This window comes from Trichothermofontia sp., from assembly GCF_053493415.1.
In genome coordinates this window covers 1-13527 of record NZ_JBRCAD010000114.1, presented here as the reverse complement: position 1 = coordinate 13527, position 13527 = coordinate 1, and the positions used below count along the sequence as shown (strand labels likewise).

Annotated in this window: 11 protein-coding genes; 5 read left to right on the top strand and 6 right to left on the bottom strand. The window is 55.6% G+C overall.

What is annotated here, in order from left to right:
- The first annotated feature begins 166 nt into the window (after positions 1 to 166).
- Positions 167 to 1576 carry a chromosomal replication initiator protein DnaA gene (gene dnaA / locus ACWIUF_RS09740; RefSeq protein WP_448572166.1) on the top strand — a complete coding sequence of 470 codons (1410 nt, stop codon included), beginning with the start codon at positions 167 to 169 and terminating at the stop codon, positions 1574 to 1576.
- A 130-nt stretch (positions 1577 to 1706) separates the two neighbouring features.
- On the opposite strand, the gene ACWIUF_RS09735 is transcribed toward dnaA, so the two are convergent.
- Positions 1707 to 2393: a Bax inhibitor-1/YccA family protein gene (locus ACWIUF_RS09735; RefSeq protein WP_448572165.1), complete on the bottom strand. Its 687-nt coding sequence runs from the start codon at positions 2391 to 2393 to the stop codon at positions 1707 to 1709.
- Between the two features lie 882 nt (positions 2394 to 3275).
- Complete coding sequence (locus ACWIUF_RS09730) at positions 3276 to 3986, bottom strand: DUF1997 domain-containing protein (RefSeq protein ID WP_448572164.1); 711 nt, start codon at positions 3984 to 3986, stop codon at positions 3276 to 3278.
- 243 nt (positions 3987 to 4229) lie between these two features.
- On the opposite strand from ACWIUF_RS09730, the gene ACWIUF_RS09725 reads away from it, so the two are divergent.
- Both ACWIUF_RS09725 and ACWIUF_RS09720 read left to right on the top strand, forming a co-directional pair.
- Positions 4230 to 4898 carry an NAD(P)H-binding protein gene (locus tag ACWIUF_RS09725; protein ID WP_448572163.1) on the top strand — a complete coding sequence of 223 codons (669 nt, stop codon included), beginning with the start codon at positions 4230 to 4232 and terminating at the stop codon, positions 4896 to 4898.
- A gap of 118 nt (positions 4899 to 5016) precedes the next feature.
- Positions 5017 to 6438 (top strand): NADP-dependent isocitrate dehydrogenase, encoded by a 1422-nt coding sequence (locus tag ACWIUF_RS09720; protein ID WP_448572162.1) that lies wholly within the window; start codon positions 5017 to 5019, stop codon positions 6436 to 6438.
- A gap of 122 nt (positions 6439 to 6560) precedes the next feature.
- Here the strand turns inward: ACWIUF_RS09720 and ACWIUF_RS09715 are convergent, their stop codons facing one another.
- Positions 6561 to 7028 carry a hypothetical protein gene (locus ACWIUF_RS09715; protein ID WP_448572161.1) on the bottom strand — a complete coding sequence of 156 codons (468 nt, stop codon included), beginning with the start codon at positions 7026 to 7028 and terminating at the stop codon, positions 6561 to 6563.
- Positions 7029 to 7100: 72 nt separating this feature from the next.
- On the opposite strand from ACWIUF_RS09715, the gene ACWIUF_RS09710 reads away from it, so the two are divergent.
- Positions 7101 to 7238, top strand: coding sequence for a hypothetical protein (locus tag ACWIUF_RS09710; protein WP_448572160.1), 138 nt, complete (start codon positions 7101 to 7103; stop codon positions 7236 to 7238).
- 137 nt (positions 7239 to 7375) lie between these two features.
- Here the strand turns inward: ACWIUF_RS09710 and ACWIUF_RS09705 are convergent, their stop codons facing one another.
- The gene (locus tag ACWIUF_RS09705; protein ID WP_448572159.1) at positions 7376 to 9481 is read right to left on the bottom strand and encodes an ATP-binding protein; all 2106 of its coding nucleotides are present in this window, start codon (positions 9479 to 9481) and stop codon (positions 7376 to 7378) included.
- An 888-nt stretch (positions 9482 to 10369) separates the two neighbouring features.
- On the opposite strand from ACWIUF_RS09705, the gene ACWIUF_RS09700 reads away from it, so the two are divergent.
- Positions 10370 to 10564, top strand: coding sequence for a DUF2949 domain-containing protein (locus ACWIUF_RS09700; protein WP_448572158.1), 195 nt, complete (start codon positions 10370 to 10372; stop codon positions 10562 to 10564).
- A 261-nt stretch (positions 10565 to 10825) separates the two neighbouring features.
- Here ACWIUF_RS09700 and ACWIUF_RS09695 read toward each other — a convergent pair whose 3' ends face one another.
- Positions 10826 to 11977: a pyridoxal-phosphate-dependent aminotransferase family protein gene (locus ACWIUF_RS09695; protein ID WP_448572157.1), complete on the bottom strand. Its 1152-nt coding sequence runs from the start codon at positions 11975 to 11977 to the stop codon at positions 10826 to 10828.
- 254 nt (positions 11978 to 12231) lie between these two features.
- Positions 12232 to 13227 carry a hypothetical protein gene (locus tag ACWIUF_RS09690; RefSeq protein WP_448572156.1) on the bottom strand — a complete coding sequence of 332 codons (996 nt, stop codon included), beginning with the start codon at positions 13225 to 13227 and terminating at the stop codon, positions 12232 to 12234.
- Positions 13228 to 13527 lie beyond the last annotated feature (300 nt).

The window sequence follows — 13527 nt, the reverse complement described above, 5'->3', positions numbered from 1 at the left end:
TTGCCATGATATGAACCCCTGGTTCGGTGAGCGCTGTACCGTGTTGACATCTCCCCCGACGTATCCTAGGGGGTAACTATCCCCGTTGCTAGGGAGAGCAGGTCGTAGTTTACTTATTAATCTTATCGTTCGGCTGGATTCGCGGCTGGCACAGTGGAGAATAGTGGTGGACCCGTCCCTCGATACCCTCTGGAATCAGGTGTTAGAACGGCTACAGTTACAACTGAGCCGACCGACCTTTGAAACCTGGATCAAAAATTCCAGTGCCGAGCGGTTGGAGGAAAATTGCCTGCTGATCCGCACGCCCAATCCCTTTGCTCGCAATTGGTTGCAAAAGTATTACCTCAAGACGATTGGAGCGGCAGTTGAGGAGGTCCTCGGCCATGCGGTTGAACTCCAGATTACCAGTGTCCAGGAGGATGTGGCCGCCCTGATGGAGGATGTGGCCGCCCTCTGGGCCGTTCCGATCGAACCCGTAGATCTGCCAACCCCTACCTCGAATCCGTCCGGTACCGCCCCAGCCCCAACGCGGAGCGGACGCCCAACCGAGTTAAACCCCAAATATGTCTTTTCCCGATTTGTCGTGGGTCCCAATAATCGCATGGCCCATGCGGCAGCCCTGGCTGTGGCCGAGTCCCCCGGTCGGGAATTTAATCCCCTGTTTCTGTGCGGCGGTGTCGGGCTGGGTAAAACCCACCTGATGCAGGCGATCGGTCACTATCGTTTGGAGATTGACGCCGATGCCCGGATTTTCTATGTCTCCACCGAGCAATTCACCAACGACCTGATTGCCGCCATTCGGAAGGACAGTATGCAAAGTTTCCGGGAGCATTACCGGGCTGCGGATGTCCTGCTCGTGGATGATATCCAATTTATCGAGGGGAAGGAGTACACCCAAGAGGAATTCTTCCACACCTTTAATACCCTGCACGAGGCCGGGAAACAGGTGGTCCTGGCCTCCGATCGTCCCCCCAACCAAATCCCGCGCCTCCAGGCCCGCCTCTGTTCCCGCTTTTCGATGGGCCTGATTGCCGATATCCAACTGCCCGATCTCGAAACCCGGATGGCCATTCTCCAGAAAAAAGCCGAGTACGAAAAAATCCGCCTACCCCGCGACATTATTGAATACATTGCCTCGACCTGTACCTCCAACATCCGGGAATTGGAGGGAGCGCTGATCCGGGTGGTGGCCTATATCTCCATCTCCGGCCTACCGATGACGGTTGCGAATATTGCGCCCGTGCTGAATCCCCCCGATCGCACGGTGGAAGCGTCACCGGAAACCGTTCTCGCAGCGGTGGCCCACAGCTTCGAGATCAGCATTGATGACATCAAGGGCAGTTCCCGACGCCGGGAAATCAGTCTGGCTCGCCAGGTGGGGATGTACCTCATGCGCCAGCATACGGACCTAAGCTTACCCAAGATTGGTGAGGAGTTTGGCGGCAAGGATCACACAACTGTTCTCTATAGCTGCGAAAAGATCAGCCAACTCAAGGACAAAGATCCCGCGATCGCCCAAATGTTGCGGGAAGTCAGCGAACGCATCCAACTCACCAGCCAAAAAGACTCCCAATAGGGACAGGGTGCATCCTCGATTTGCTGCCCCTGATATTTGGTGAGCGCCTCTGGGCTTTCTGGGTCTCCGTGGTTCCCTATTCACCCCAGAGGCACAGGGGACACCGCGCCAAGATGATGCGCGATCAGCCCTAGCGGCGGGACACACTCATCACGATTTGCAAGATATACCAGAATAACAGCGCCACCGAAGCAAACAGTTCCAGCGAAGCGGCCACATAGTGCCGGGTTGAGTAGTGGTGCAGGATCTTGCCGGTGTCGTAGAGGATTGCGGCTGACGCAAAGACGACCATCACGACGGAAAACAGCAGCCCCAGGGTAAAGCCAAAGATCACGCTACAAATAATTAAGCCCAGGGCCACAAACCCCCCGATCGTCAGGATGCTGCGCAGAAACGAGAAATCGCTTTTGCTCGTGAAGGCGATCGCCGTCAGGCCCGCAAACATCAGCACCGTTAAAATCCCCGCCGTAGGAATGACACTCGGATCGGAGAAGAAGGCCGCAATATAGAGCAGGGGGGAAAAGATCAACGCTTGGGCCACCACATAAATGCCCAGACCCATGTACTGGGTATTTACCTCATCTGCTTTCGCGGCCAAGCTTCTAGCCATCCAGCCCAGTAAACTGAAGGCTCCCAGGATCAGCAGCCAACTAAACCGACTACTCACCACAAAGCGAGTCATTAACTCAGCGATACCGGTCAGGAAAAGGACACCCGTGACCCCAATAAAGGCGGCGATCGCGCCTGCTAAGTGAAAATAGGTTTTTTGGATAAACTCTGCCCGCTCACTGGGGCGTGACTGTGCAACCGTCAGCATCGTATGTCTCCTCGTTTGAATTGTTTTGGGATTTCAGATCTTGTGATTAAGGGCACTGTGATTAATCTGGGATGGGGGCAACTCAACTCCTCCAACCGACAGGATAACGCTGCTTGGGGGCGCAGGATGGGTATTTTGCGAGATGCCCTTAACTCAGTCATTCCAATCGGACTTAGCCTGTAGCCGGTAGCTGCTTCAGCAACGGCTTCCTCGCCACCCCAACCCAACTTTTTGATTAAATCGGAGAGGTCTGTAAGGCCCCAGCGTTCAATGATTTTGCCATCCTGCTAACGTTGGAAGTCTGATCAACGAATGGTAATCGATGGTCCTGTCGGCGCAACGCCTAAGTGTTCACCCTGATGGGTTCCCGTTGGACTCCTAACGTTACCCATTGCTGCGTGAGTTGCTGGATCTGCTGGCGATCGCTATCAGTTGCAGGCCGTTCGCTGGTCATATTGGGAATGGGCAAGGTTGAGTGGAGCTACTCAGCTTTTCGCATCTTGGCGGGCGTCCACAGAGGGCTAGCGTACTTACAAAGTACTCTATTGAGCGCTCGGTAGCCAAGTGACAAAAGCTGGCGTGTTCTGCCTACCACGACCTAAAAACTCGCCGCTATAAAAAACCTCGGCGGCTAACCGAGGCTCAAGAGGAGAAAACCAAGATGCGAGATGCTATCTGGCTGGTTTAGATTGTCTACAGTGGGGAACCCCCCCAACCGATTGCGAGAGAATCAATTTCCAAGCTGACGCCCGCAGCCCTTAAACTGACTAGGTTCAAAATGACTGTTGACGCTTTACTGTAAATAAATGTAACAGAACTATTGCAATTTCGCAATACTTTCCTGAGTAAAAATACTTCCTGGCATGCTCACCCTAGGGGGACCTAGCTTTTACCAGCTTGGGGCAGGGGCAGGTTATGCACCGTATGGAAATCCTCCTGGACCTTGTGGGTGAGGCGACGGGAGATTTGGCGCACCACCTGGCCAAGGACATGGTTACCTGTCTTGACAATCAGGTTGCAGGGAAGGCGCTGGATAAATTGGGGGAATTGGAGCCAGACGGTTAAATCTAAACGCCACTCCACCTGGGTGAGGTAGCCATCCATCGGGTTCGTATCGCTGGGGGACTCCACCAGTTCTAGCTCGGCCCGGAAATCCACGTCATACCCGCTGGGGGTATAACCAGGAACCGGAATGGTCTGAATTCGGTAGATGCCGGCATCTGGGGGCATCAGATCCAGGCCAATCTTGGGTTCCACCACATACCCAAAGGAACCAAACCGCCCCAGGGAGAGGGCATAGCCATTTTCCGTGATCAGTTCAGCCTTCATGGGGTGGGAGCAGCGCCGAAACCATTCGTGGTGGGTCCCCAGATAGGCCGCAACCACCTCCGGCGGGGCATTCATGGCCATCGCGCCGACAAAGTGATTGTAGAAGCGCATCATTTCTGGCGTTTCCGCTGCCGCTGCGCCCTCTGCGTGAAAGGCATCGATGATGGCGTGGGCAGCATCATCGGTATGCCCCGTGTCGGGGTAGTCCTCTAACACGAGGTTAAACCCATCGGTGGTGGGATAGTGCGTTAAGGGTGTCTGCATGTTGCTGTCCTGCATCCAAAGCGGCGATCCATACGGAGGTCTAACCCAGTGAGGGGCGCTTAGGGCCGATCATGGCGATTCACTCCTGGGATCAGAGTACCCCGCTCACTGCCTAGTCCACCAGGTTGGCACCAGGATTTGTTGATTTTGGAACTGAAATGGGTCATGTTTATCGAAACTTCATGCTATCAGTCAAAATTGTAACGACTCTGTTAAGCCATTGCGGCATAGTTGCATACGGTTATGCGTATTTTTGTTGCGGGGGCGACGGGGGAAACCGGACGCCGCATTGTTCACATCCTGCACGATCGCCAGATTCCGGTGCGTGCCCTAGTCCGCGATCGGGCCACTGCCCAAGCCATTTTGCCTGCCGAGGTTGAATGGGTGGTGGGGGATGTCTTGGACCCTAGCGGGCTACGATCGGCGATCGCGGGGTGCACCGCCCTGATCATTGCCACGGGGGCACGCCCCAGTTTTGATATTACTGGTCCCTATCGAGTGGATTATGAGGGAACCAAGCATCTAGTGCAGGCTGCCCAAGCAGAGGGTATTGAGCAGATTGTCCTGGTATCCTCCCTGTGTGTTTCGCGGTTTTTCCATCCCCTGAACCTGTTCTGGCTGGTTCTGTTCTGGAAGCAACAGGCGGAGGCCGTGATCCGAGGCAGCGGCATCCCCTACACGATCGTCCGTCCCGGCGGTTTGAAAAACGACCCCCCAACCCTGCCCCTGGTGATGGCCCCAGCCGATACCCTCTGCGAGGGTAGCCTCTCCCGGCAACAGGTGGCGGAGGTGTGTGTGGAGGCCCTAGTGCAACCCCAAGCCCGTAATAAGGTGGTTGAAATTGTGGCACGGGCCGATGCCCCCGTGCAGGCGATCGCGGCGGCGTTTGCCCAAATTCCCGTGGCCTCCTAGTCTTCCACGGGGGTGGCCTATCGTCTCGGCTGCCGTTTGGTAAATTTAAATGCAATGGTGGGGTTGGGGAGAGGTGCTAGGATTCACGGGTTACCTTTCATGACAATGGCTGGCGGCTATGTACGAGAAACTCACCCCCCCGACCACCGGTTCACGCATCACCTTTCAAGCCGGTGAACCGATCGTGCCCGATGATCCGATCATTCCCTTCATCCGGGGGGATGGCACGGGGGTTGACCTCTGGCCCGCCTCGCAAAAGGTATTTGATGCTGCCGTCGCCAAAGCCTATGGTGGCCAACGCAAAATCAATTGGTTCAAGGTCTACGCCGGGGACGAAGCCTGTGACCGCTACGGCACCTACCAATATTTGCCAGAGGACACACTAACCGCCATCCGCGAGTACGGTGTGGCGATTAAGGGACCCTTGACCACTCCGATCGGGGGCGGGATTCGCTCCCTCAATGTGGCCCTGCGGCAGATTTTTGACCTCTACGCCTGCGTGCGGCCCTGCAAATACTACGCTGGCACCCCCTCCCCCCACCGCAGCCCAGAGAAGTTGGATGTGATCATCTATCGGGAAAATACGGAAGATATCTACCTGGGCATTGAATGGCGACAGGGGACGGAAATCGCCGACAAGCTGATCAAGATCCTGAATACGGAACTCATCCCCGCTACCCCTGAACACGGCAAAAAGCAAATTCCCCTCGATGCCGGGATTGGGATTAAACCGATCAGCAAAACCGGCTCCCAACGCCTGGTGCGGCGGGCGATCAAACACGCTCTGCGCCTACCCAAGGCCAAGCAAATGGTGACCCTGGTTCACAAGGGCAACATCATGAAGTATACGGAGGGGGCCTTCCGTGACTGGGGCTACGAGTTGGCGACGACCGAGTTCCGGGCCGAGTGTGTGACCGAGCGCGAGTCCTGGATTCTTAGCAACAAGGAGCGCCACCCCGACCTCAGCATTGAAGACAACGCCCGCCGGATTGATCCGGGTTACGACGCCCTCACTGCCGAGAAAAAGCAGGCCGTGTGCCAGGAGGTCGAGGCGGTCCTCGCTGCCATTTGGGAGAGTCATGGCCACGGCCAGTGGCGCGACAAGATCATGGTCAACGATCGCATCGCCGACAGCATCTTCCAGCAGATCCAAACCCGTCCCGATGAGTATTCGATCCTCGCCACCATGAACCTGAACGGGGATTACCTCTCCGATGCGGCAGCGGCGATCGTCGGGGGGCTGGGGATGGGACCGGGCGCCAACATTGGCGATACCTGTGCCATCTTTGAAGCCACCCACGGCACTGCCCCTAAACACGCGGGTCTCGATCGCGTCAACCCCGGCTCATTAATTCTTTCCGGGGTCATGATGCTGGAGTACCTGGGCTGGCAAGAAGCCGCTGACCTGATCCGCAAGGGCCTAGGGGAAGCGATCGTCAACCGTGCCGTCACCTACGATCTGGCTCGGATGATGGAACCGCCCGTGGAACCGCCTTTGAAGTGTTCGGAATTTGCCCAGGCGATTATCGATCGCTTTTGAGGAGAGAGAAGAGAGAAGGGAGGCGGGAAAATAAGGCTATTGCCTCTTTTGGGGGACATATCCCAGCCTTTGGGGTAAAGCCATTACCGGCCCACCGGCCCACTTGCCTACCTCCCCTCACCCTACCCCGCCGTACAGTCCATCGCCGACTCCATTTGTTGTGTAATCCGGCGATAGCAGGCTTGGAGCACGGGCAGCCACCAATCGGGTTGGGCAGATAATAGGTATTCTCCCCCCTTGGTTGCCGCCACCATTTGGGCAAAGAGATCCCCGATTTTCTCAGCGATTTGATTTCTTGTGGCAGTGGCTTCGGCGGGGGCAACGGCCAGTGATGCCGGGAGTGGTGTCTGGAATTGGCTATGGAACAAAATCCGCCGTTCCCCTGTGTCCAGGTTCAGTACGCCTAGGTACAGTTCATGGGTATAGTCCGGTTGCAGACGTGGACTGTAGCGACCATCAGCCGTTGGCTTGTCCAGGGAGGATAGATAAAACCAGTGGTACCAGTACGGGGGCATCACCGGTAATCGCCCCGACCAGGTCACTACCTGATTATTCTTGGGAACAACCTTGCCCCACGGTAAGGACTGCATCTGGACTGATCGGGCGCGCTTGAAACTAGCAGAACGCTGTTTCCCCTGGGCGGGTTTGCTTAATTTAAAGGCATGGCTCAAATCCCGGAATACGCCCATGACGATCGCTCCTACCCCGTTGATGACGCCCCTGGCAATCCATTCTGCACCCTGCCCATGTTCGGACCTTTCCTCCTAGGCTATCCCCTCGTCAGTGGGAATGAACTCTAGAGATTTGCGGAATCTGACGAGTGGGTGACCCCTTAACTCTAGAAAAATACGGAGAGTGGGAACGTTTCTGGCAGCAGCCAGTTCTAGGCTGGCAGATAGGCGCCAAAACCCTTCGGCAGGCTCAGGGTGACCAGGACTCAAGCCGCACTGACCGCCGGGCGCGCTGGGACACGCTTGACCGGAATCTCGATCGTAAACGTGGTCCCTTCACCCGGTTGGGAGGTGCAGCTAATCCAGCCGTGGTGTTTCTCCACCACAATTTGATAGCTAATCGATAAGCCCAACCCGGTCCCTTGCCCCACTGGTTTGGTAGTAAAAAACGGATCAAAAATTTGCTGGCGGATATTTTCCGGCATTCCGGTCCCATTATCCTGAATGCTAATTTTAGCTACCTTGGTTTGAGCATCGGCCTCGGCTAAAGCCACATCCGTTGTAATCGTAATTTGCCGAGGTTCGGGCTGGTCATACAGGGCATCGATCGCATTACTGAGCAGGTTCATGAAGACCTGATTAAGCTGACTGGCATAACATTCAATGAGGGGCAAATTCCCATAGTTTTTGTGTATTTCGATCCCGCTCCAGGCTCCCTTGGCCTTGAGACGCCCTTGCAAGATCAGCAGAGTGCTATCAATCCCATCGTGCAAATTCACGGGTTTAACCTCAGCTTCATCTAGCCGCGAGAAGTTGCGCAAGGAAAGGACAATTTGGCGAATGCGCTCAGTGCCAACGTGCATTGAACTGAGCAGTCTTGATAAATCATCCAGTAGAAATTCCAGGTCAATCTCCTCGGCATAGGCTTGCAACTCAGGCACCGGATCGGGATAGTATTCCTGGTAAAGTTCAATGAGGTGGTGTAGATCCTGGAAGTAGTCGCTGGCGTGGGTTAGGTTACCACTGATAAAGTTAACGGGATTATTGATTTCATGGGCAATCCCGGCCACCAGATGGCCCAAACTGGACATTTTTTCGCTTTGGATCAATTGGGACTGGGTTTTGCGCAAATAACCCAACGCTTCCGAGAGTTGCTGCGCCTGGGTTTGGGCTGCGGTGGCGGCGGCACGGGTTTGGGCATAGAGTTCGGCTTGGTCAATGGCGATCGCCAATTGGGTCGTCACCGCCTGTAACAGTTGCATTTCGCTATCCCGCCAAGCACGGGGACCACTGGCCTGACTACAGACGATCGCCCCCATTTGCCCCGATCGCGTTTCGACCGGGAGCAGCAGTTGGGCCGTCATCCCCCAGTCCAGAAAGAGGGTTTGGAGTTGGGGATCGAGACTCGCTTCCTGTTCAATATCCTCAACGCGTAAAATCTGGAAATTGGTAATATAGGGCCACAAAATGGCCATTTGTTCCGGAGTACATTCACCAATGAGACTAGCCAGTTCTTCGTGCTTATCTTCGTGGGTAATCGCCAACAGCCCCTGGGGAGGGGTGGCTTGGGGGTCGGCATCTGGCGTTGTCCAACACCACAGAAAATGGCAACGATCGATCCCCAATAATTGCCGAATTTCGTGAACGGCCACATCCAAAATCGTATCAATATCGAGGGAGTTACGAATTTGGTTGGCCAGACGAAACAACAAAACCTCCCGCCGATCCAGTAGCTCCTCTTGGGTCCGGGCACCGTCGATCGCCAACGCCAGACAGGCCGCCACCCCTTGCAGCGCCACCTCAATACTGGTGGTTAACGGACAGGGCAGTAATAGGGCCATCACCCCCACCAGGCGATCGCTCACCATCAAAGGGTAGCCCACAAAACTGCGCAGGTGGGGTTCTAGCGTTGTGGGGAGAGTATTCAGGCAAATGTCGTGGGCAACATCATGGCTAATGTAGGGCTGCCCCGTTTGGGCAATGTGGCCAATCAGGGAAATCCCCAGGGGAATTTGGCTGGCAAAATAGTTCAGTTGCTGGTGCTCACCCGCGATCGCTTGCAGTTCCAGGAAATGGCTTTGACGGTCAAAGGCCCAAATGTAAATCCGGCTATCGCTGAAGGTTGCCAATAAACTTTGGACTACCTGATCGAGGCGGGCCAACAGGGGATGGGGTTGCGCCAAAACGGTACTGACTGTGGCACCAAGGTGAATCAGTTGCTCAAGCTCAGGAGGGGAAAGGGAATCGGATGCCAAGGGAGTGCCTGTCTCTAACAAGGGAATGGGGCCGTGAGTATCAGCAACACGATTAAACAACGCTACCCAGGGACAGATCTGCCCTGGTTGGGGGACGATTGGGCAGGAAAGCGACATAGGTTTGTTGGCAGTTGGGATAACCATTGGTGGCGGATTCACCTCCATCGGTTGACGGGGCTTGCTGACATCCATGACATCTGTGGTATCGGACGATACCCGTAATTTTTGTCACAGCCACTAACATCCGTGATATCGATCGACATCCGTATTCCTAAGATGCCCATCTGCACTATCACAATTGTAATTTGGCAACGTCCGGTTCGTGAAACGCAATAAATCGTTATCTTATTTCCCGTACCGTTAATTCAAAAAAATCAATTTAGATTTATAAATGTATAACCATGCGTCTTTAATTGTGTGCCCACGATACCTTCGCCACGATCGCGCATCCCCCGCCCGTGACGGCGCCATCTTATGGCTGATCGCCCGAAAAACTCCCCCATCGTCTCACAGGGCGGGAGCGGGACCTGGCAACGCGTTAGTGGGTCCACCTCTTCTTGACGCTGATGGGTGCAGGGGCGGGGGGATGTGGGGCAGCAAGTTTGTTGAGGTAACCCAGAAGCGGGGAGGACCGCGACTGCTTCAGTTGCTGAGAGCAGACACTATTAGCTTTGTATGTTCTTGTTGCGATAGGTTGCAATTCATCACAAACATTCCAGCCACTCGGTTAGGCATGGTAACCTACGGACCTAATCGTATCGACGGTTGGCCTAATTAATCTTTTATCGATGACAACTCATTATTTCGGCTAATCATTATAAGGCATTATCCTGTCGCAGCTAATGATTACGATCCTAGGGAAGAAATAGTAGTAGTCTGTGATCGCGATCGTACCCTTGAAAAGTTGGCAGCAGGGGAGCAGTGCTGTGTGTTTGTGTCCTTTAGGAGTAGAAGACACACGGCATTGATAGTCCCTCGCCGCTACTCACTGGAGGCCAGAAGCCCATGCCAGCCCAAAAATTTGATACTCGCTTCCTTCAGTTCCTCCAGGAAGAACTGCTCGTTTCTACGGCAGCGATCAAGATTGCCCTTCGCTACTGTAATAATGATTTGCACCTGTTGCCTGTTACCCTTTGGCGGTATGGCTTAGTGTCACTGGAGCAGTTAGATTTGATTTTTGAATGGTTAGCGACAGCTTGAGGTCAAGGGTCGGCTAATGGGTTTACCGCCCTTCCATGCCCAGTGGGGTACGGGCAATGCCAGCCCCTTATTCGCAAGTTTGCAAGATTGAACCGTCATTCACGCGTACTCTGCTATGGCAATTCCAGGTGATTTATCAGCGTGGGGTGGGCATCCTGCCCGCGCCGACAAGAAGCCTACCCCACCATCCTGCATGAACCATTGAGGATGGCTATCGCTGTAAACGGTAGGGTTGCCGCTAACGGAAAATTGGCGCTCAGGCTATTGGCTAAAAACACTGGCGGCAGCAGCCACACCGGCCCCCGGCGTAAAACTGCGGTAACCCAATTCACCAAGGCTGGCCTCTAGGGCAGCGATCACGGCGAGGATATCCCGCTCCGCCACAAAACCCAGGTGCCCAATGCGGAAGATCTTGCCCTTGAGGTGATCCTGCCCGCCCGCCAGCACAATGTCGTAGTGTTTTTTCAGCACCGATCGCACCTGTTCGGCTTCTACTTGAGTGGGGGCAACGGCGGTAATGGCAGGGCTACCGGCACCGGGGGCCGCAAACAAGGGCAACCCCAGAGCTTGCACGGCGGCTTGGGTGGCCCGCATGAGGCGATCATGGCGTTGGAAAATGGCCGTTAGCCCTTCGGCTTGCATCATTTGCAGGGCGACTTGCAGGGCAAAGAATAGGTTAACTGGCGGGGTAAAGGGGGTCGTGTTTTTGGCCGCATCCTTGCGATATTTGCCGAGATCGAGATAGAACCGGGGTAGCGTCGCCGTTTTATAGGCTTCCCAAGCCTTGGCACTCACGGCCACAAAGCCCAAACCAGGCGGCAACATAAAGCCCTTTTGGGAGCCGGAGGCAATCACATCAATGCCCCAGTCATCCATCGGCACACTCGTGGCCCCCAAGCTGGTCACGGCATCGACGATCAACAGGGCCTTGTCATGGGCTTTCACGAATTGGCTGATCGTGCCTAGGTCATTCAACACACCTGTGGAGGTTTCGCTATGGGTAACAATAACCGCCTTGATCTGGCGATCGCGATCGGCTTCCAGCTTGGCCTGGAACTCTTGGGGATCAAGGGGTTGGCCCCACTCGGCTGTGATCGTCTCGACCTGGAGGCCATAGGCTTGGCAGACCTCCGCCCAGCGCTCACCAAACTTGCCATTGCAGCCAACCAACACGCGATCGCCGGGACTTAAAAAGTTAATAATACCGGCCTCCATCGCCCCCGTCCCGCTGGCCGCCAGGATTAGGACATCATTTTGGGTCTGATGCAACCACTTGAGGTGGGCGGTAATCTCCCCCTGCAAGTCGGAAAATTCTCGACTGCGGTGACCAATGGGGTGTTTCGCCAAGGCCAGCAGTACCTTTTCGGGTACCGGGGTTGGCCCCGGAATCATTAGCATCAGTTTGTTGTCCATGAACGTACCGACCTTTGTGAATCAATAATTTGGCCTGAATGGTTGCGCCTGAATTGTCAGCTTGATCGACCTGGGCGATCGCGATCGCGGGGGCTGCCGATCGTCAAACAGGCAAGATGGCTATCCTACCCTGCTTTGGCGATCGGCAGTGCATCATGCGACTGCAATTCTATACCCGGTGATTTTGGAGAAGACCTTGGGCGACCAGGGCCTACCTCCATACCCCACCAGCCCAGCCAGCCCAGCCTCACCCGTCAGGAAGGACGGCGACTTAGGAAGCTGGGTAAATCAACCTGCAAGGGTTTAGGGTTGGCGGGGGGCGGCCCCATGCGTCGGGCTTCAAAATCCTCCCGCGAGGCCATTGTCGAGGGGGCTAGCAGGGCCAGGAGTTCGGCGAGGGCAGTTTGTACCTCGGTGAACGTCGTTGTGAGCGTCGCCGGGGCCGGGGGGCCAGTGGTTAATTGGCTGGCCAGACGTTGTAGCAATGACTCAATGGCCATCGCCTGTTGTTGTCCTGCCAGGCAGCGGGTTTGCCAATGCTGAATCGCCGCCTCATGCTCCTGGGCTTGTCGCACTTGCTTGAGGATTTGCTCCTGCATTTCCGCATGTTGTTGCTCTAGAGATTGCAGGCGCTTGGCTTGTTGATCCCGCTCCTGTTCTAATTCCTGACACGCTTGCTGTAGGGTGGCTTGCACGATCGTCTGGCGGGCAATTTCCGTTTCCAGGGCATGGATTTGCTGATGGGCCGTTGCTAGCGCTTGCTGGAGCGTGGCGATCGTGGTCGCCGACTCAGCCGCCTCCCAAGCCGCTGTCACCGCTGGTGTTGCCGTTGAGCGGGGCAGCGCTCCCTCGCTGGGCCGGGGATGGGCGACTGGACAGTCTACCTCCAGGGTACTGACTTGGGCCTGCCGCAATAGCCCCTCGCTACTCAAGCCAAGGGTAAGAATTTGGGTTAGTTGTTGCTTCAGTTCGCCAATCGCTTGGTGCTGCATATTGGAGAAGTCTTCCAGCCGCGCCAGTTGGCCCTCCAACATCTGCTGGTCCTTGAGTTGGCTGCGTAATTCTTGCAGGACGGTTAGCGCTTCATCCAGCGCCAATTCCAGGGTGGCAATCCGACGATCAGCAGGACTATCCTCGGCGACAGCAGGACTCCCGGTTAATCGGGCAGGCGTCAGTGGGATCGCCAGTGGCGGCACGATGGCTGCCGAAGAGGGCGTTGGCGAGGAAGGGGGATATTCTGGTTCTGACACCGCAAACCTCCGCTTGCAAGTACACCTATCTGCAAAAACTGGCCCGTGCGAACTGGCAGGGATGGGGTTCGGACGGCATGCTAAATTCCTAAGCCTTGCGAGCATTGGGCGACGGCGAGGAACCCACCCGGTCAGCTTGACGGCTCACCCCTGGGTTTAGCATGACTTATTAGCATGACTTAGGAATATAGCTTAGGGGATTCCACCCGCGATCGGGTCAGGGCTGAGCAGTTTTTGGGGGCACGATCGTGTCGTTAGCTGATGGATGGCCTTGCCGGGGAAAGGGTGCAGGGGCGGGGG

Excerpts from the sequence above, each read along its gene's own strand:
- ACWIUF_RS09735 (WP_448572165.1), bottom strand. The coding sequence starts at position 2,393 with ATGCTGACGGTTGCACAGTCACGCCCCAGTGAGCGGGCAGAGTTTATC.
- ACWIUF_RS09730 (WP_448572164.1), bottom strand. The coding sequence starts at position 3,986 with ATGCAGACACCCTTAACGCACTATCCCACCACCGATGGGTTTAACCTC.
- ACWIUF_RS09725 (WP_448572163.1), top strand. The coding sequence starts at position 4,230 with ATGCGTATTTTTGTTGCGGGGGCGACGGGGGAAACCGGACGCCGCATT.
- ACWIUF_RS09720 (WP_448572162.1), top strand. The coding sequence starts at position 5,017 with ATGTACGAGAAACTCACCCCCCCGACCACCGGTTCACGCATCACCTTT.
- ACWIUF_RS09715 (WP_448572161.1), bottom strand. The coding sequence starts at position 7,028 with ATGCAGTCCTTACCGTGGGGCAAGGTTGTTCCCAAGAATAATCAGGTA.
- ACWIUF_RS09710 (WP_448572160.1), top strand. The coding sequence starts at position 7,101 with ATGGCTCAAATCCCGGAATACGCCCATGACGATCGCTCCTACCCCGTT.
- ACWIUF_RS09705 (WP_448572159.1), bottom strand. The coding sequence starts at position 9,481 with ATGTCGCTTTCCTGCCCAATCGTCCCCCAACCAGGGCAGATCTGTCCC.
- ACWIUF_RS09700 (WP_448572158.1), top strand. The coding sequence starts at position 10,370 with ATGCCAGCCCAAAAATTTGATACTCGCTTCCTTCAGTTCCTCCAGGAA.
- ACWIUF_RS09695 (WP_448572157.1), bottom strand. The coding sequence starts at position 11,977 with ATGGACAACAAACTGATGCTAATGATTCCGGGGCCAACCCCGGTACCC.